This window comes from Sphingomonas sp. GW821-FHT02B09 (assembly GCF_059421875.1).
This window is the reverse complement of the sequence record NZ_JBWKVV010000001.1, coordinates 753,475-770,806: the sequence shown is the minus strand read 5'-3', so window position 1 is coordinate 770,806 and position 17,332 is coordinate 753,475. Positions and strand designations below refer to the sequence as shown.

Here is a 17,332-nt window from a genome sequence, read left to right as displayed (position 1 = left end):
TTCGAATCCTCCGCGAAAGTCCACTCGCCTTCCGATGTAGTACAGTGTTCCGGCGAAAGCCGGAACCCAGGGCCAAGCAGTACACCAGCCTATAGTGTTCCGGACTCTTGGGCTCCTGCTTTCGCAGGAGCATTGGTGGGCTCCCGCAACGGTTTCGAACACGTCGGAGGTCACGGATGACTGTGGGGAAGGGGTAGCGAATGACCACGAAGCGCATCACCGTCGCGGCGCTCGGCGTCGTCGCGCTCGCTGCGTGCACGACGACGCGCGGCGAGAAGCCGGTCCTGACCGCGTCGGCGGCGAAAGCCATCGCGCGCGCATGTCATGCGGTCAGCGGGACGATCGGCCACGACCGTCAGTCCGCATTGCCGTCGGCGCAATTCGTTCTGCCGCCAGGCGCATCCTCGGCCGGCGACCGCGTCGCGCCGATGGTGGCCTGCCTCGGCGCGCGGCTCGCCGCCTATCGATACGCGATGATGAGCCTCGACGAAGTGCGTTGAAAACGCCGGTCGCGCCGGACGAAACCCTTGTATACGACGGTATATATTCGTTGGTTCGAGGTGCCGTCATGATCCGTTCCCTGCTGCTCCTGTCGCTCGCGATCACCGCGCCCGCGGCGGCGCAGCGCAAGCCGCCGCTGGTGCTCGCCGCCGCCAGCCTTCAGGAATCGATGAACGCCGCCGCCGACGCTTGGGCCAAGCAGGGCCATCCACGCCCCGTCGTGTCCTTCGCCGCCTCGTCGGCGCTGGCGCGGCAGGTCGAGGCGGGCGGTGCCGCCGATCTGTTCGTCTCCGCCGATCAGGAGTGGATGGACGCGCTCGCCGCCAAGCGGCTGATCGTCGCGAGCAGCCGCGTCACCTTCCTCGGCAACCGCCTCGTCGTCGTCGCGGCGAAGGGCAACCCGGTCCGTATCCCCGTCCGCCCGCCCGCCGCGCTGGCACGGGTGCTCGCCGCCGGGCCGCTGGCGATGGCCGACGCGCCGGTCCCCGCCGGCCGCTACGCCGAGGCGGCGCTGCGCAGCCTCGGCGTGTGGAGCGCGGTCGCCGCCAAAATCGTGCGCGGCGACAGCGTCCGCGCCGCCCTGACGCTGGTCGAGCGCGGCGCCGCGCCGCTCGGCATCGTCTACGCCACCGACGCGAGGGCCTCGTCCAATGTGCGCATCGCCGGCGTCTTCCCGGCGCGCAGCCATCCGCCGATCACCTATCCCGTCGCGCGCCTCGCCGCCTCGCGCAATCCGGAAGGCGAGGGCTTCCGCCGCTTCCTCGTCAGCCGCGCGGGCAAGACGATCTTCGCGCGCTACGGATTCACCCCGCGCTGATGCTGTCGCCGGCGGAATGGACGATCGTCGCGCTGTCGCTCAAGGTCGGTGGCGTCGCGATGGCGGCGGTGCTGCCGCTCGCCTTCGCGCTGGCATGGCTGCTCGCGCGTGGGCGGTTTCCCGGCAAATTGCTGCTCGACGCGCTCGTCCATCTGCCGCTCGTGGTGCCGCCGGTGGTGACCGGCTGGCTGCTGCTGCTCGCCTTCGGTCCCAACGGCCCGCTCGGCAGCCTGCTCGAACGCTGGTTCGGCGTGACCGTCCTGTTCCGCTGGACCGGCGCGGCGATCGCCGCGGCGATCATGGCGCTGCCGCTGATGGTCCGCGCGATGCGGCTGTCGATCGAGGCGGTCGACCGCCGCCTCGAAAGCGCCGCGCGCACACTCGGCGCCGGGCCGTGGCGGGTGTTCTGGACGCTGACCCTGCCGCTCAGCCTGCCCGGCATCCTCGCCGGCGCGGTGCTCGGCTTCGCGCGCTCGATCGGCGAATTCGGCGCGACGATCACCTTCGTCTCCAACGTGCCGGGCGAGACGCAGACGCTGCCGCTCGCCATCTATTCCGCGCTCCAGCAGCCCGGTGCCGAGGCGACCGTCTGGCGCCTGTCCGCCATGTCGGTCGCGCTCAGCCTCGCCGCGCTGCTGATCTCCGAACTGCTCACCCGCCGCGTCCGCCGGGGCCTGCATGTCCTTTGAGATCCGCGTCGAGAAGCGGCTCGGCGAGGCCCCGGTCGCGCTCGACCTGCATGCGGGCGAGGGGCTCACCGTCCTCTTCGGCCCGTCGGGGATCGGCAAGACGAGCGTGCTCAACATGGTCGCCGGCCTGCTTCGCCCCGATGCCGGCCGCATCGTGGTCGCCGGCCGCACGCTGTTCGATTCGGCGCAAGGGGTGGACGTCGCCCCCGAGCACCGCCGCGCCGGCTACGTCTTCCAGGACCCGCGGCTGTTCCCGCATCGCCGCGTCCGCGCCAACCTCCTCTACGGCGCCGCCGACGACAGCGGCCTCGCCGCCACCGTCGCGATGCTCGGCATCGGCCATCTGCTCGACCGCTGGCCGCGCACCCTGTCGGGCGGCGAGGCGCGCCGCGTCGCGATCGGCCGCGCGCTGCTCAGCGACCCCGCCTTCCTGCTGCTCGACGAGCCTTTGTCCTCGCTCGACCGGTCGCGCCGCGGCGAGATCATGGACGCGCTGCGCCGCGTCCGCGACGAGGCCGACCTGCCGATCCTGATGGTCACCCACGATCCCGAGGAAGCCGAACGGCTCGGCACCCGCATCGTCACCGTATGATCCCTCTTTGCCGCAAAAGCGTAACATGCCATGCGTAGGCGGACGCTGCGGGACGGGATGACTTCATGCGCTTGAAACTCGACGCGCGCACGCGGCGCCTTTTGCGCCGCTTGCCCGTCGTGAACGTCTATTCGCTGGCCGAGCTGATCCTGATCGCAGGACTGGCGACGCAGAGCGCGCGACTGGTGTGGACGCTCGTCACGCCGGTGTCGCCGCTCGGCGACTGGCGCCCGGCGGCGGTCACCGTGCCCGGCCGCCCCTATGACGTGCTCGCCGGCTTCGATCCCTTCTTCCGTCTCGGCGGGCCGCAACAGGGTCCGGCGACCGTCACCTCGCTCCAGCTGACGCTGTTCGGCATCCGCGTCGACGAGGCGTCGGGCCGCGGCTCGGCGATCCTTGCCGGTCCCGACAACGTCCAGAAGAGCGTCGTCGTCGGTGAGGAGATCCAGCCCGGCGTCCGGCTCAAGGCCGTCGCCTTCGACCATATCACCATCGATCGCGGCGGCACCGCCGAGGATCTGTTCCTCGTCCAGTCCGACGCGCCCGCCGGCGCCCAGCCCGCCGCGCTCGGCGCCCCCGGCACGCCGCCCGCGCCGCCGTCGCCCGGCACCGGCGCCCCCGCGGCGATCCGCGCCAACCAGATCCGCAACGAGATCGGCTTCATCCCGCGCATCGATTCGGGCCGCATCTCCGGTCTCGTCGTCCGCTCGCAGGGGTCGGGCGCGCTGTTCCGCAACGCCGGCCTGCGCGACGGCGACGTCGTCACCGCGATCGGCGGCCGGCCGGTCAGCGGCCCGCAGGACCTCGACCGCGTCACCGCCGATTTCGCCGGCGGCGGCAACATCCCCATCACCGTCGAACGTGGGTCGCAGACGCTTGCGCTCGCCATCACGATCGCGCCCAATTGATGAAGACGGTTCCCATGAAGACGCTCGCCTCCGCCCTGCTGCTGTCCACCGCCGCGCTCGCGCTGCCCACGACGGTGCTGGCCCAGACCACGCTCAACGTCCGCGACGCCGACATCCGCGCCTTCATCGCCGACGCCGCCAAGGTGACGGGTCGCACCTTCATCATCGACGCGCGCGTCAACGGCAAGGTGACGGTGGTCACCGACCGGCCGCTCAGCCGCTCCGAATATTTCGAGACCTTCCTGTCGACGCTGCGCGCCAACGGCCTCGTCGCGGTGCCGACCGGCAACGGCGCCTTCCGCATCCAGCCGATCGACAATGCCGCCTCGCAACCGAGCCGCATCGGGTCGGCCGGCGCCAACCGCAACAGCTTCGTCACCGAGATCGTCCGCCTCCGCTCGATCGACGCGACGCAGGCGATCGAGACGGTGCGCCCGCTGGTCAGCGCGCAAGGGTCGGTGAGCGCCAATCGCGGCTCGAACAGCCTCGTCGTGGTCGATTTCGGCGACAACATCCGCCGCATCCGCGAGGTGCTGCGCCGCGTCGACGCCGACAATGCCTCGACCCGCGTCGTCGCGCTGAAGAACGCCTCCGCCAAGGAGATCGCCGCCGCCTTGCAGGGCCTCGCCACCGGCGCGCCCGGCGGGCAGGGCGGCGGCGGTGCGCAGGGCGGCGTCGGCACCAGCGTCACCGCGGTCGACAGCAGCAATTCGGTCATCATCCGCGGCGACGCCAACAGCGTCGCGCGCCTCGTCCAGGTCGCGCAGGACCTCGACCAGAAGGCGAAGAACGGCACCGAGATCCGCGTCGTCTTCCTCGAAAATGCCGACGCCGCGCAATTGCTCCCCGTGCTCCAGCAGCTCGTCGGCCAGACCCCCGATGCGGTGCAGGAGACGCAGCTCTCGCGCACCCAGACCGGCTTCGGCAGCAGCACCGGCGGCAGCGGCGGCCAGAGCCAGCAGCGTCAGGTGACGCAGGCACCGGTCCAGCAGCCGAGCGGCGGCGGCAGCGCCAACGGCCCCAACCAGCCTGCGATCACCACCCAGGGCGGGCGTACCGCCGCGGTCGTCACCCGGTTCCAGGGCGCGAATGCGATCGTCATCGCCGCGCCCGCCGATATCCAGCGGCAACTCGCCGACGTCGTCCGCCAGCTCGACACCCGCCGCGAACAGGTGCTGATCGAGGGGATCGTCGCTGAAGTCTCCGATTCGACGGTCAACAAGCTCGGCGCGCAATTCGTCCTCGCCAACCCGTCGGGCGGCGCCTTCGCGGCCTCTACCTTCTCGAACAGCGCGCCCAATATCCTCCAGATCGCCGGCGCAATCGGCGCGCGCGAACTGTCGAACAACACCACGACGACGGTCTCGAACGGCGTTGTCACCACCGTGACCAACAATACCGCGTCCGATACGCTCACCCAGTCGGCGCTCAATTCGATCCTCAGCTCGACCGGCGGCTTCGGCGGTTTCGGCGGCAAGATCGGCGACGTCCTGTTCGGCGCGATCATCAACGCGGTGAAGAGCGATACGACGTCGAACCTGTTGCAGGTCCCGCATCTGGTGACGGTCGACAATCAGGAAGCGCACAGCCTCGTCGGCCAGGAGATTCCGATCACCACCGGCCAGGCGCTGTCGAACAATTTCGACAACACCTTCCGCACCACGCAGCGCGAGAATGTCGGTATCGAGCTGACCGCGCGGCCGCAGGTCAATTCGAGCGGCACGGTCAAGCTCAACCTGCGCCTCGAGGTCAGCTCGATCGCCGGCCCGGTGTCGAGCGACAACAGCGACCTCATCCTCAACAAGCGCGAGATCGAGACGACGCTGACCGTCGACGAGGGCCAGATCGCGGTGATGGGCGGCCTGCTCAGCGACGAGGAGCGCCGCACGATCGAGAAGATCCCGCTGCTCGGCGACATTCCGGTGCTCGGCAACCTGTTCAAGTCGAAGGCCAAGTCGCGCAACAAGACCAACCTCATGATCTTCATCCGGCCGACGATCCTGCGCAGCGCCGCCGACAGCCGCCGGGTCGCCGAGCAGCGCTACGGCTACATCCGCCTGCAACAGGGGCTGCAATCGCCCAACGAGGAGCCGTCGATCGACCAGCTGGTCCGCGACTATCTCGGCGCGGCGCCACCGATCCCCTCGGCACCGATCCCCGGCAACATCGAGGACCCGCGCATCGCGGTGCCGATCCAGCACAATACGACGAAGGTCATCCGCCCGAGGGACCGATGAGGACCACGCCCGCCGCGCATACCCCCCCATCGTCATCCCGGCGACAGCCGGGACCCATGGACGCGGCGCGGTCGGCGTCGGCGCGCGCCACCGGCGTCCCGCACCCATGGCTCCCGGCCTTCGCCGGGATGACGAAGGAAGAGGGCGCATCTCTCACCCCCAAGACCGTCATCCCCGCGCAGGCGGGGATCCAGACGCGCGGACCTCGCGGTGCTATCGCAACACCTGTGCGTCTGGATCCCCGCCTCCGCGGGCATGACGAAAAGGGGGAGGCGCCCGCCGCGATTCTCCCCACCGCCACGGGACTATCGGGGAGGACGCTCCCCCCATCGTCATCCCGGCGAAAGCCGGGACCCATGGACGCGGCGCAACCGGCGTCGGCGCGCGCCATCAACGACCCGCACCCATGGGTCCCGGCCTCAGCCGGGATGACGAAGGAAGAGGGCGCACCTCTCACCCCCAACACCGTCATCCCCGCGCAGGCGGGGATCCATACCCGCGGACCTCACGGCGCCATCGCGGCACCTGCGCGTCTGGATCCCCGCCTGCGCGGGGATGACGAAGGGGAGGCGGCGGCCGTCAGGGACATCGACTCCACCACGGAAATGACGAACCCGGTTAGGCACCAGCAATGATCATCCGCACCGGCGACGCCCTCGACGCCCTCGACACCGCCCCCGAGACCCTCGTCCTGCCCGAACCCCCCGCCGCGGCCGAGCCGCTCCCGATGCTCGCCATCCCCTACGCCTTCGCCCGTAAGCATGGCGTCGTCGTCACCCATACCGACACCGACACGCATCTCACCGTCGCGCTGCGCGCCGGCGCCAATCCCAAGGCGCTGATCGAGATCCGCCGCTATCTCGCCCGCCCGTTCGACGTATCGATCGTCGAGGCGCCGCAGTTCGACCGGCTGCTCTCCGACAATTACGCGATGGACGGCCAGGCCAATGCGCTCGCCGCGGTCGGCATGGGCGACGAGCTCGACAGCCTCGCCGAGGGGCTGCCGACCGCCGAGGACCTGCTCGACACCGCCGACGACGCCCCCGCGATCCGCCTGATCAACGGCATCATCGCCGACGCCGCGCGCAACGGCGTCTCCGACATCCATATCGAGCCCTATGAGACCGGCCTGATCGTCCGCATGCGCATCGACGGCGTGCTGCGCGAGACGCTGCGCATGCCGCCGCACGTCGCCCCCGTCGTCGTCAGCCGCATCAAGGTCATGGCCCGCCTCGACATCGCCGAGCGGCGCGTGCCGCAGGACGGCCGCATGGGCCTCACCCTCGGCGGCAAGCTGCTCGACGTCCGCGTCTCGACCTTGCCGAGCCGCGCCGGCGAACGCGTCGTGCTGCGTATCCTCGACAAGGACAATGCCGGCATCGATCTCGAGGCGCTGGGCCTCGATCCGGCGATGTACGCGCTGCTGCGCGGCGCGCTCGCCGAGCCCAATGGCATCATCCTCGTCACCGGCCCGACCGGTTCGGGCAAGACGACCACGCTCTACGGCGCGCTGCGCCTGCTCAACGACGGCAGCCGCAACATCCTCACCGTCGAGGACCCGGTCGAATATGCCGTCGAGGGCGTCGGCCAGACGCAGGTCAACCCCAAGGTCGGGCTGACCTTCGCCGCGGGTCTGCGCGCGATCCTGCGCCAGGACCCCGACGTCGTCATGGTCGGCGAAATCCGCGACCGCGAAACCGCCGAGATCGCGGTGCAGGCGTCGCTGACCGGCCATCTCGTGCTCTCGACCGTCCATACCAACGACGCGATCGGCGCGATCACCCGCATGCGCGACATGAAGGTCGAGCCGTTCCTGCTCGCCTCGACCTTGCGCGCGGTGATCGCGCAGCGGCTGGTGCGCCGGCTCTGCCCGGTCTGCCGCCATGCGGTACCCGGATCGCATGGCGTCGCCGGCCTGCTCGGCATCGAGCCCGACGCGACCGTCTACGAATCGGTCGGCTGCCCCGAATGCAACCACACCGGCTTCAAGGGCCGGATCGGCGTGTTCGAGGCGGTGCGGGTGGACGACACGATCCGCCGCATGATCAACGACGGCACCGACGAGACCGCGATCGCCGCCCACGCCTTCGCCCGCACGCCGAGCCTCGCCCAGGCCGCCGAGGCGCTGGTCCGCCGCGGCCTGACCACGCCGGAAGAGGCGGTGCGCGTCTCGCGCAGGGACGCGACCGATGTCGTGGTGGTGGACGATGCGTAACTGCGCGACCATCGTTCCCGGCAGGGCATCGCCATTGGCTATGGCGGCGCCCGTGAGGCTCGATCGCTTCGTCCACAATATTCCGTCACCCCGGACTTGTTCCGGGGTCCACCCCGCGGCGAGGAGAACGGCTGGAGGAGCCTGCCGCACCCCTGCGGCCCGGTGGACCCCGGAACAAGTCCGGGGTGACGATGGAATTGAGGACATGTCCCGCGCAAACACGCGCCATAAGCCATCGCTCTCTCCTCGCAGGCGTAAATGGCATGGCTGACTTCGACTATCTCGCCATCGACACCCGCGGGCAGGAGCAGCGCGGCCACGTCGCCGCACCGTCGCTCGACGCCGCGCGCGCGCAGCTCGACCGCCGCAAGCTGTACGTCGTCCGCCTCGACCCCGGCGCGCCGCCCGCGGCGACCAGCCGCCCGCTGTTCGGCATCAAATTCGGGTCGAGGAAGATGAGCGTCAAGCAGCTCACCCTCTTCACCCGCCAGCTCGCGACGCTAAACCGCGTCTCGCCGCTCGAGGAATCGCTCCGCACCATCACCCGCCAGACCGAACAGGACAGCGTCCGCACCATCGTCGCCCACGTCCACGCCGGCGTCGTCGAGGGCCGCCGCCTCGCGGATTCGATGGCGCGCGAGGGCAAGAGCTTCCCGCCGCTCTATCGTGCGATGGTGTCGGCGGGGGAAAGCTCGGGCAGCCTGCCGACGATCCTCGACCGGCTCGCCGCGCTGCTCGAACGCCAGGCGGAAATCCGCGGCAAGCTCATTACCGCGCTCGCCTATCCGACCATCCTCGCGGTCGTGGCGATGGGCGTCGTCACCGCGCTGATGATGTTCGTCGTCCCGCAAGTTGTCGAGCAATTCGATACGGTTGGACAGCAATTGCCGCTGCTCACCCGGATCGTCATCGGCCTGTCCGACTTCCTCGTCGGCTATTGGTGGCTGATCGCTCTATGCGTGGCGTTAGTGGCGTTAGGCAGCTGGTACGCGCTGCGCGACCCCGCGCTGCGCCTCGCCTTCGACACCGCTTTGCTGCGCCTGCCGCTGCTCGGCCGGCTGTTCCGCGACCTCCACGCCGCGCGCATGTCGCGCACCTTGAGCACGATGATCGCCAGCCGCCTGCCGCTGCTCGAAGGGCTCGCGCTCACCGCCTCGACGATCCACAACCGCCGCCTGCGCGCCGCCTCCGACGAGATCGTCGACGCCATCCGTGGCGGCGGCAGCCTGTCGGCGGCGATGCGCCGCGCCAACGTCTTCCCGCCGCTGCTGACCTATCTGGCGGCGTCGGGCGAAGCGGCGGGGCGGCTCGACGAGATGCTCGAGCGTGCCGCCGACTATCTCGAACGCGAGTTCGACCGCTTCACCGCCACCGCCTTGTCGCTGCTCGAACCGGCGATCATCGTCGTGATGGGCGGCGTCGTCGCGACGATCGTGCTATCCATCCTGCTCCCCATCCTCCAGCTCAACACGCTGGCAGGACAATGAGGCAAGTCATGCGTACACCCAAGAAGAAGCCGCACCGCCGCGAAGAGGGCTTCACGCCCGTGAGGCGTTCCGCCGAACACGGCTTCACGCTCGTCGAGCTGATGGTGGTCATCGTCATCATCGGCCTGCTCGCCGCGATCGTGACGTTCAACGTCCTGCCCGCCGGCGACAAGGGCAAGATCACCAAGGCCAAATCGGACATCAGCACGATCGAGGGCGCGCTGGAAATGTACCGGCTCCAGATGAACAGCTACCCGACCACGTCGCAGGGCCTGCAGGCGCTGGTCACCGCGCCCGCGGGCGTCAACGCCGCCGAATATCAGCGCGGCGGCTATATCAAGAAGCTGCCGCCCGATCCCTGGGGCCGCCCGTATCTCTACGCCTCGCCCGGCCAGCACGGCGAGGCCGACGTCTGGAGCCTCGGCGCCGACGGCAAGGACGGCGGCGAGGGCGTCAACGCCGACATCACCAGCTGGCAATAGCCATGGCCTCGCGCCGCAACGGTTTTACGCTGGTGGAGCTGATGGTGGTGGTGACCATCATCGGCCTCGCGGCGGCCGTCGCGGTGTGGAACATGCCCGATCCGCGCGGCCGGGTGGCGGACGAGGCCGCGCGCTTCGCCCTGTGCGCCCGCGCCGCGCACGATGCCGCGATCGTCGACGCCCGGCCGGTCAGCATCTGGGTCACCGCGGGCGGCTATGGCTTCGACCGGCGCGGCGCCGGCCAGTGGGTGGCGATGGCGGAGAAGCCGCTGCGCGTCGAACGCTGGACCGAGGGCACCGTCGCCGCCACCGGCGAGGCGAGTGGCCGCCTGCGCATCGTCTTCGACCCCACCGGCCTCGCCGACCGCCCCGCGCAGATCACGCTGACCCGCAGCGGCGCGCGCGCGGTGATCGACATGGCCGCCGACGGTTCGGTCCGGGTGGCGAGCTGATGCGGACGCGCGGCTTCACGCTCATCGAGATCATGGTTGCGCTCGCGGTGTTCAGCCTCGCGGTGCTCGCGCTACTGCGGCTCGAGACCGCGACGATCCGCGGCGCCCGCACGCTCGACGAGAGCCTCGTCGCCGGCCTCGTCGCGCGCAACGTCGCCAACGACGCGGTCACCGAGGCACAGCCGCCCGTCGCCGGCCGCACCACCGGCAGCGAGGTCAATGGCGGCCGGACGTGGACCTGGGTGCGGCAGGTGCGCGGCACCGGCAATGCCGCGATCGTCCGCATCGACGTCGCGGTGACCAACCGCGCCGGCCAGATCGTCGGCCGCACCACCGCGATCCGCCCGCCGGACCAGCCGTCGTGATCGCCATGCCGCCGTCCCGCCCGATCACGCAAGCCGGCTTCACCCTCGTCGAGGTGATGATCGCGCTGATGATCTTCGGTCTGATCGCCGCCGCCGGCGTCGCGATCCTCACCTTCAGCGTCCGCGCGCAGACCGCCACCGGCAAGCGCTTCGACGATATCGCCGCGCTCAACCGCACCGCGTCGCTGCTCGCCGGCGACCTTGGCCAGGCGATCGACCGGCCCGCGCGCGACGAGGGCGGCACCCTGCTTCCCGCCTTCACCGGCGAAAGCGACGGCCGCATCCGCTTCGTCCGTACCGGCTGGGCGAACGTCGACGCCGCCCCCCGCGCCAGCGCGCAGAAGGTCGCGTACCAACTCGATGGCAACACCCTGTTGCGCGTCGCCTATCCGATGCTCGATGGCGCCGTGCCGCTGCCCGCGGTGACGTTGCTCGACAAGGTCGCCGGCGTCGCCGCGCGCTATCGCTACAAGGGCGCGTGGAGTGACCGCTGGGACGGCACGCAGGGCGCCGCGCTGCCGCAGGCCGCCGAGATCACCGTCCGCCGCACCGACGGCACCGCCTTCCGCCTGATGCTGCTCGTCGGCGCGGGCAGCAGCGCGAGCCCGCTCCCGGGTGCATCGCCGACCCCCAATCCGACGGCGACGTCGGGTGGCTGACCGCGAGCGCGGCGCCGCGCTGCTGACCGTGCTGCTGCTCGTCGCGATGATCGCGGTGCTCGCCGGCACCGCGCTCGAACGGCTGCGGTTGACGACGCGGCTCGCCGGCAACGCGCTCGCCGGTGAACAGGCGCGCGGCTATGCCCGCGCCGCCGAGGCGCTCGCCACCACCAAGGTCACCGATATGCTCGGCTCCAGCCGCGACCGCGTCACGCTCGCCGGCGGCTGGAGCAACCGCCCGTTCGGTCTGCCGCTGCCCGGCGGCGGCCTCGCGGTGGCGCGGGTGCGCGACGGCGGCAATTGCTTCAACCTCAACGGCCTCGTCACGAAGCTCGGCCCCGGTGTCTACACTTCGACACAGGCGATCGCGTCGCGCATCCAGTTCGTCCGGTTGATGCGCGCGATCAACGTCCCCACGCAATCCGCCGAACGGATTGCCGCCGCCACCGCCGACTGGATCGACAGCGATCAGGACCAGCAAGGCAACGGCGCCGAGGACCCCGTCTATCTCGCCCGCGCCACCCCGTATCGCACCGCCGGCACGCTGATGGCCGACCCCAGCGAGCTGCGCGCGGTCGACGGCGTCACGCCCGACATCTACGCGCAGCTCCGCCCGTGGATCTGCACTTTGCCCGATGCCAAGCCGGCGGCGATCAACATCAACACGCTCACCCCCGAACAGGCGCCGCTGGTCGCGATGCTCTTCCCCGGCAATCTGTCGGCCGATGCGATCCGCGGCATGCTGCTCCGTCGCCCGCCGCAGGGGTTCAAGGACGCCAGCACCTTCCTCAATCTCGCCGGTAACGGCGCCACGCCCGACAGCGGCAGCGGCGGCCTCGCCGTCACTTCGACCTGGTTCGCGCTCGCGATCGACGTCAGTACCGGCGGCGTGCAATTGCAGGAAAGGGCGCTGATCGACGCAAGCCGACTTCCCGCGCGGCTCGTTGCGCGGCAATGGGGCGACGAATCATGACGACGCTCCTGTTCCTCCCGTCCGGCGACCGCGGCTATCGCTGGCTCCGACTTGCCGATGGCGCGATCCGCGAAAGCGACGGCGTGCCGCCGGCAAGCGACGATCCCGTCATCGCGATCGCGCCCGCCGAATCGGTCGCGTTGCACTGGGCCGAACTGCCGGTCCGTTCGCCCGCGCAAGCGGTCGCCGCCGCACGCCTGCTCGTCGCCGAGGCGAGCGCCACCCCGCTCACCGAACTCCACGTCGCGGTCGGCGACGAAGGCGAGGGCGAACGCCCGATCGCCGTCGTCGCGCTCGCGCAGATGGCGCAATGGCTCACCGACCTCACCGCGCATGGCATCGACCCGCTGGCGATCCTGCCCGCGCCGCTGCTGCTGCCGCGTCCCGAGGAAGGCTATGTCCGCGCGACGATCGCCGGCGCGGCGCTGGTACGCAGCCGCACTACCGGCTTCGCCGACGAGGCGCCGCTCGCCGATCTGGTCATCGGTGACACGCCGCAACACACGCTGGACCGGGACGGGATCGATGCCGCGCTCGCCGCTGCGCTCGCCGCGCCGGTGCTCGACCTGCGTCAGGGGGCCTTCGCCCGCCGTCGTCGCCGCATCGGCATCGACTGGGCGCTGGTCCGCCGGCTGGCGGTGCTCGGCGCCGCGATCCTGCTGGTGACGCTCGCCATCGATCTCGTCCGCATCGCCAAATACAGCTTCGGCGCCGACGCGCTGGAAAGCCGCGCCGAGGCACTCGGCCGCACCGGCCTCGCCCGCGGCGAGACGGTGACCGACGTCGACCGCCAGCTCGCCGAACGGCTGGCCGCGGTGCGCGGCCCCGGCCTCGGTTTCACCACGACGGTCGCGGCGATCTACGACGCGGTGCGAGCGACACCCGGTACCGAGCTGACATCGCTCGATTTCCAGTCGAACGGCAGCGTCCGCATCGGCGTCGGCGCGGCGCGCGAATCGCTGCCGACCGATCTCAAGCGCACGCTCGAGGCGGCCGGCTTCACCGTCGAGGCGGGGACGTTCCAGTCCGCCAATGGAAGGGTGACGGGCGAGATGACGGTGAGCCGGCGATGAGGTCCTTGCGCAACTGGTTCGCGGGACGATCTTTGCGCGAACGGCGGATGATCCTCGTCATGCTCGCTTTGCTCGTCGTGACGATCGTCTGGGGTGGGATCATCCTGCCCGTCCGCGACGGCCTGTCGGGGGCCCGCGAACGCTATGCCGACGGGGTCGTCCGCTTCGCCGCGACGCAGGACGAGGTCGACCTGCTCCGCTCCGCCGGCCGGCGCGTGCCGCTCAACGGCTCGCTCGCCGACACGCTGCGGCTGCGCGCCGATGCCGCCGGTCTCGCGCTCGCCACCGTCGACGACACCGGCGGCGGCCGCGTCCATGCGACGATCCAGGCGGCCAAGCCCGCTGCGCTCGGCCGCTGGCTCGGCGGGCTCGAGGCGAACGGTATCCTCGTCGAATCGGCGACGTGGCGCGACAATCAGGACGGCAGCGTCGCCGCCGACCTCGTCGTCCGGGCGCGTGCGGCATGAGGCGCATCCGGCTCCGCACCGGCCCGGTCGCGCTGTTCGGCGCGCTGCTGCTGCTCACGCTGCTCGTCTTCCTGCCGCTGCGGCTGGTGCTCGGCGCGGTCGGGCTCGGCGAACAGGGCTTTTCTGCGCGCACCGTCACCGGTAGCGTCTGGGACGGCCGCCTCAACGAGGCGCGGTTCGGCGATCTCGCGCTCGGTTCGCTCGACGCCAGCCTCTCGCCCTTCGCCCTGCTGCTCGGTCGCGCCCGCGTCGCCGTCGACGGCGCCCCCGGTCTGATCCACGGCGCGATCACGCTCAGCCGTCACGGCCAGGGTATCGACGACATGACCGCGACGCTGCCCACCGGCGGCGCCTTCGCGCCCTTGCCGGTCAACCAATTGTCGCTGGAAGGCTTCACCGTCCATTTCACCGATACCGTCTGCGACAAGGCGGAGGGTCGCGTCCGCGCCCGGCTGATCGGCGAGGCGGCGGGCGTGCCGCTGCCGAGCGAAGTGTCGGGCGTCGCGCGCTGCGACGCTGGCGCACTGCTGCTGCCGCTCGCCAGCCAGGCCGGCACAGAGAGTATCGAGCTGCGCATCACCGGCGCCGGCCGCTACACCGCGGCGCTGCGCATCGCGCCCGGCGACCCCGCTGCGGCACAGCGTCTCGCCGCCGCCGGATTCGTCGGCGGGCAGGGGGGATATCGACTTTCCGTCGAAGGAAGCTTCTGACGGCCTTGACGCGGGGCGTTCGCCCCCGCTAGGGGCGCATGCGTTCGCGGCGACCGTAGTTCAATTGGTTAGAGCGTCGGCTTGTGATGCCGGAAGTTGCGGGTTCAAGTCCCGTCGGTCGCCCCATTCTCCGCCCTGTCGGCATCTGGTCAAATCCTGACTAGCCAAGCGCGTCGAGAAATAATATTACGGCCTTCCGCAATTTTCTGGCGGGGCAATTTCTGGCAGCGGAGTGAGCTATGACCTCGGTGTGGGACCTTCCCGATTTCGATTCGCATGAGGGCGTCCACGCCTTCACCGATCGGGAGTCCGGTCTTCGCGCCATTATCGCCGTCCACTCCACCCATCTCGGGCCGGCGGCGGGCGGCGCGCGCTTCTGGCATTATGCCTCCGGCGATCAGGCGGTCACCGACGCGCTGCGCCTGTCGCGCGGCATGAGCTTCAAGAACGCCATGGCCGGCCTCGCGCTCGGCGGCGGCAAGGGCGTCATCCTCGCCGATGCGCCCGGTGCGGTCATCAGTGAAGACCGGCTCAAGGCGTTCGGCCGCGCGGTCGAATCGCTCGGCGGCAAATACGTGACCGCCGAAGACGTCGGCATGTCTGAGGCGCGGATGAAGGTCATCGCCGGCGAGACGAAGTTCGTCAGCGGCCTGCCGGTGGCGAGCGGCGCAGCGGGCGGCGACCCCGGCCCGTATACCGCGCATGGCGTTTATCTCGGCGTCAAGGCGGCGGCAAAGCGCGGCCTCGGCACCGACGACATGAAGGGCGTCCACGTCGCGATCCAGGGCGTCGGCTCGGTCGGCGGCGGGCTTGCCAAATTGCTCGCGAAGGACGGCGCGCGCCTGACGCTCGCCGATGTCGATGCCGAGCGCGCCAAGGCGCTCGCCGCCGAACTGGGCGCCGAGACGGTGGCGGCCGGCGCGATCCTCGGCGTCGAGGCGGACATCTTCAGCCCCAATGCTTTGGGTGCGATCCTCACCGAGGCGACGATCCCGACGCTGGTCGCCAAGGTCGTCGCCGGCGGCGCCAACAACCAGCTTGCGACGCGCGAGGATTACGATCGCCTCCACGATCGCGGCATCCTCTACGCGCCCGATTACGTCATCAACGCCGGCGGCATCATCAACGTCGGCCTCGAATATCTCGGTCAGGGCGACGAGGCTGAGGTAATGGCACGCATCGCCAAGATACCCGCCCGCCTCGACGAGGTCTGGGACGAAAGCGAGCGCACCGGTCGTCCCGCCGCTGAAGTGGCGGACACGATTGCCCAACGGCTGATCGGGCGGGGGTAAACCGCGGGGGGCAAAGGCGCGTTGGTGCGTATCCCCCCTTCCGTCACGGCTTCGCCGCGCCACTTCCCTCTGGCGTGGAGGGCAATTGCATATGGCTGCAGGGATGAGGACCGATTGCTTTCCTCATGAGGTTCGTCACCCCGGACTCGTTCCGGGGTCCACCGGGCCGCAAGGGAGCGGTGTCGAATCAAGCCTCTCCCCTCGCCGCAGTGGACCCCGGAACAAGTCCGGGGTGACGGGATGGGCGTGGAAGACGACAGGCTCGCGCGAGCGTCCATATGCGATTGCCCTGCCACGGCGGGGGAGGAATGAGATCAAGTCCTCCCCCGCTTTAGCGGGGGAGGGGGACCGCTCGCCGTAGGCGAGTGGTGGAGGGGGCGTCTCCGCACGCGTCAATGCCGCGACATGTCACGCCGCCAACGCCCCGCCTCTGTCCTACACCCCGCCATATCGCTATCACCGACATCACGCTCTTTCTCATCGTGACGATCGGTGCAATTTCGGAAACGATCAGGCTCGATCGTTTCCGTTAAGGTGTCCATGTTGTCCATGTCGTCCAACACCCGACGACAACGGGTGACGCCGCCCGCAAAGTTTCCTATGGCTCGCACAGCCGTGCCGACCCTCCATGCCCTTGCCAATCCTGCGCGTTTCGTCGCCCTCGCGCGTCCGGCGACGCCGATGCTGCTGTGGACTGGAATCGTGCTGCTGGCGATCGGCTGCTGGGCCGGGCTGACGCAGACGCCACCCGATTATCTCCAGGGCGAAAGCGTTCGCATCCTCTACATCCATGTCCCCGCCGCCTGGCTCGGCATGGGCGGCTGGAGCGGGCTGGCGATCAGCAGCATCGCCTTCCTCGTCTGGCGTCATCCGCTCGCCGATGTCGCGGCGCGTGCGATCGCCATGCCCGGCGCGGTATTCGCCGCGGTCTGCCTCGTCACCGGCTCGATCTGGGGCCGGCCGACCTGGGGGACGTGGTGGCAATGGGACGGGCGGCTGACCTCCATGTTGCTGCTGTTCTTCGTCTATTGTGGCTATATGGCACTCGCCCGCGCCGATGCCGACCGCGGCGGCGACGGCCGTATCCCGGCGCTCTACGGCATCGCCGGCACCATGCTGCTGCCGATCATCCGCTATTCGGTGGTGTGGTGGAACACGCTCCATCAGGGGCCGTCGATCGGCCTCACCCGGTCGAGCATCGCCGGCAGCATCCTCTGGCCTTTGGGCTTCACCATGGCGGGCTTCACCCTGCTGTTCGCGGCGATCGTGCTGATGCGGATGCGCGCCACGCTCGCGCGGCTCAAGGCGGAAGCGCGGCTGCGGCGGATGGCCCGGCCGTGAACGCCTGGCCGTTCGTCTTCGCGGCCTATGCGGTCGCGCTCGGCGCCGCCGCCGCCCTCACGCTGGCGAGCT

General features: G+C 70.2%; 18 protein-coding genes and 1 tRNA gene. All 19 read left to right on the top strand.

Annotated features, from left to right (window positions below; genetic code table 11):
• The first annotated feature begins 200 nt into the window (after positions 1-200).
• The 19 genes from AC07U4_RS03510 to ccmC all read left to right on the top strand — a co-directional run bounded on the left by AC07U4_RS03510 (position 201) and on the right by ccmC (position 17,260).
• Positions 201-500 carry a hypothetical protein gene (locus AC07U4_RS03510; RefSeq protein ID WP_495194451.1) on the top strand — a complete coding sequence of 100 codons (300 nt, stop codon included), beginning with the start codon at positions 201-203 and terminating at the stop codon, positions 498-500.
• 68 nt (positions 501-568) lie between these two features.
• Positions 569-1,318 (top strand): molybdate ABC transporter substrate-binding protein, encoded by a 750-nt coding sequence (gene modA / locus AC07U4_RS03505; protein ID WP_495194450.1) that lies wholly within the window; start codon positions 569-571, stop codon positions 1,316-1,318.
• Positions 1,318-2,007 carry a molybdate ABC transporter permease subunit gene (gene modB / locus AC07U4_RS03500; protein WP_495194449.1) on the top strand — a complete coding sequence of 230 codons (690 nt, stop codon included), beginning with the start codon at positions 1,318-1,320 and terminating at the stop codon, positions 2,005-2,007. Before modA ends, modB begins: the two co-directional genes overlap by 1 nt.
• Entirely contained in the window at positions 1,997-2,599 is a 603-nt protein-coding gene (locus AC07U4_RS03495; protein WP_495194448.1) for an ATP-binding cassette domain-containing protein, read from the top strand. The genes modB and AC07U4_RS03495 overlap by 11 nt, the downstream gene beginning before the upstream one ends.
• Before the next feature lie 65 nt (positions 2,600-2,664).
• Entirely contained in the window at positions 2,665-3,507 is an 843-nt protein-coding gene (locus tag AC07U4_RS03490; protein WP_495194447.1) for a type II secretion system protein N, read from the top strand.
• Between the two features lie 14 nt (positions 3,508-3,521).
• A complete protein-coding gene (gene gspD, locus AC07U4_RS03485; RefSeq protein WP_495194446.1) occupies positions 3,522-5,744 on the top strand; it encodes a type II secretion system secretin GspD in 2,223 nt (740 codons plus the stop codon).
• A 727-nt stretch (positions 5,745-6,471) separates the two neighbouring features.
• On the top strand, positions 6,472-7,959 hold the full coding sequence (locus AC07U4_RS03480; protein WP_495195007.1) for a GspE/PulE family protein: 1,488 nt from the start codon (positions 6,472-6,474) through the stop codon (positions 7,957-7,959).
• Positions 7,960-8,222: 263 nt separating this feature from the next.
• The gene (gspF, locus tag AC07U4_RS03475) at positions 8,223-9,446 is read left to right on the top strand and encodes a type II secretion system inner membrane protein GspF (protein ID WP_495180096.1); all 1,224 of its coding nucleotides are present in this window, start codon (positions 8,223-8,225) and stop codon (positions 9,444-9,446) included.
• A gap of 8 nt (positions 9,447-9,454) precedes the next feature.
• Complete coding sequence (gene gspG, locus AC07U4_RS03470; protein ID WP_081974322.1) at positions 9,455-9,928, top strand: type II secretion system major pseudopilin GspG; 474 nt, start codon at positions 9,455-9,457, stop codon at positions 9,926-9,928.
• 2 nt (positions 9,929-9,930) lie between these two features.
• Positions 9,931-10,380: a GspH/FimT family pseudopilin gene (locus AC07U4_RS03465; RefSeq protein WP_495194445.1), complete on the top strand. Its 450-nt coding sequence runs from the start codon at positions 9,931-9,933 to the stop codon at positions 10,378-10,380.
• Positions 10,380-10,745: a type II secretion system minor pseudopilin GspI gene (gspI, locus tag AC07U4_RS03460; RefSeq protein ID WP_038659787.1), complete on the top strand. Its 366-nt coding sequence runs from the start codon at positions 10,380-10,382 to the stop codon at positions 10,743-10,745. Before AC07U4_RS03465 ends, gspI begins: the two co-directional genes overlap by 1 nt.
• Before the next feature lie 5 nt (positions 10,746-10,750).
• Complete coding sequence (gspJ, locus tag AC07U4_RS03455) at positions 10,751-11,404, top strand: type II secretion system minor pseudopilin GspJ (protein WP_495194444.1); 654 nt, start codon at positions 10,751-10,753, stop codon at positions 11,402-11,404.
• Positions 11,397-12,377 carry a type II secretion system minor pseudopilin GspK gene (gspK, locus tag AC07U4_RS03450; protein WP_283214453.1) on the top strand — a complete coding sequence of 327 codons (981 nt, stop codon included), beginning with the start codon at positions 11,397-11,399 and terminating at the stop codon, positions 12,375-12,377. The genes gspJ and gspK overlap by 8 nt, the downstream gene beginning before the upstream one ends.
• A complete protein-coding gene (gene gspL / locus AC07U4_RS03445) occupies positions 12,374-13,450 on the top strand; it encodes a type II secretion system protein GspL (RefSeq protein WP_495194443.1) in 1,077 nt (358 codons plus the stop codon). Before gspK ends, gspL begins: the two co-directional genes overlap by 4 nt.
• A complete protein-coding gene (locus tag AC07U4_RS03440) occupies positions 13,447-13,917 on the top strand; it encodes a type II secretion system protein M (RefSeq protein WP_495194442.1) in 471 nt (156 codons plus the stop codon). Before gspL ends, AC07U4_RS03440 begins: the two co-directional genes overlap by 4 nt.
• Positions 13,914-14,627, top strand: a complete 714-nt coding sequence (gene gspN / locus AC07U4_RS03435; RefSeq protein WP_495194441.1) for a type II secretion system protein N — start codon at positions 13,914-13,916, stop codon at positions 14,625-14,627. Before AC07U4_RS03440 ends, gspN begins: the two co-directional genes overlap by 4 nt.
• Positions 14,628-14,676: 49 nt before the next feature.
• Positions 14,677-14,753: transfer RNA gene (locus AC07U4_RS03430), tRNA-His, on the top strand.
• A 113-nt stretch (positions 14,754-14,866) separates the two neighbouring features.
• Positions 14,867-15,919 carry a Glu/Leu/Phe/Val dehydrogenase family protein gene (locus tag AC07U4_RS03425; RefSeq protein WP_495194440.1) on the top strand — a complete coding sequence of 351 codons (1,053 nt, stop codon included), beginning with the start codon at positions 14,867-14,869 and terminating at the stop codon, positions 15,917-15,919.
• 600 nt (positions 15,920-16,519) lie between these two features.
• The gene (gene ccmC / locus AC07U4_RS03420; RefSeq protein ID WP_495194439.1) at positions 16,520-17,260 is read left to right on the top strand and encodes a heme ABC transporter permease CcmC; all 741 of its coding nucleotides are present in this window, start codon (positions 16,520-16,522) and stop codon (positions 17,258-17,260) included.
• The last annotated feature ends 72 nt before the right edge of the window (positions 17,261-17,332 follow it).

Coding starts and splice junctions, on each gene's coding strand:
- gspN (WP_495194441.1), top strand. CDS start 13,914: ATGAGGCGCATCCGGCTCCGCACCGGCCCGGTCGCGCTGTTCGGCGCG.
- gspI (WP_038659787.1), top strand. CDS start 10,380: ATGCGGACGCGCGGCTTCACGCTCATCGAGATCATGGTTGCGCTCGCG.
- AC07U4_RS03480 (WP_495195007.1), top strand. CDS start 6,472: ATGCTCGCCATCCCCTACGCCTTCGCCCGTAAGCATGGCGTCGTCGTC.
- gspG (WP_081974322.1), top strand. CDS start 9,455: ATGCGTACACCCAAGAAGAAGCCGCACCGCCGCGAAGAGGGCTTCACG.
- gspL (WP_495194443.1), top strand. CDS start 12,374: ATGACGACGCTCCTGTTCCTCCCGTCCGGCGACCGCGGCTATCGCTGG.
- gspJ (WP_495194444.1), top strand. CDS start 10,751: ATGCCGCCGTCCCGCCCGATCACGCAAGCCGGCTTCACCCTCGTCGAG.
- modB (WP_495194449.1), top strand. CDS start 1,318: ATGCTGTCGCCGGCGGAATGGACGATCGTCGCGCTGTCGCTCAAGGTC.
- gspF (WP_495180096.1), top strand. CDS start 8,223: ATGGCTGACTTCGACTATCTCGCCATCGACACCCGCGGGCAGGAGCAG.
- AC07U4_RS03440 (WP_495194442.1), top strand. CDS start 13,447: ATGAGGTCCTTGCGCAACTGGTTCGCGGGACGATCTTTGCGCGAACGG.
- gspD (WP_495194446.1), top strand. CDS start 3,522: ATGAAGACGCTCGCCTCCGCCCTGCTGCTGTCCACCGCCGCGCTCGCG.
- AC07U4_RS03490 (WP_495194447.1), top strand. CDS start 2,665: ATGCGCTTGAAACTCGACGCGCGCACGCGGCGCCTTTTGCGCCGCTTG.
- AC07U4_RS03465 (WP_495194445.1), top strand. CDS start 9,931: ATGGCCTCGCGCCGCAACGGTTTTACGCTGGTGGAGCTGATGGTGGTG.
- AC07U4_RS03510 (WP_495194451.1), top strand. CDS start 201: ATGACCACGAAGCGCATCACCGTCGCGGCGCTCGGCGTCGTCGCGCTC.
- AC07U4_RS03495 (WP_495194448.1), top strand. CDS start 1,997: ATGTCCTTTGAGATCCGCGTCGAGAAGCGGCTCGGCGAGGCCCCGGTC.
- modA (WP_495194450.1), top strand. CDS start 569: ATGATCCGTTCCCTGCTGCTCCTGTCGCTCGCGATCACCGCGCCCGCG.
- ccmC (WP_495194439.1), top strand. CDS start 16,520: ATGGCTCGCACAGCCGTGCCGACCCTCCATGCCCTTGCCAATCCTGCG.
- AC07U4_RS03425 (WP_495194440.1), top strand. CDS start 14,867: ATGACCTCGGTGTGGGACCTTCCCGATTTCGATTCGCATGAGGGCGTC.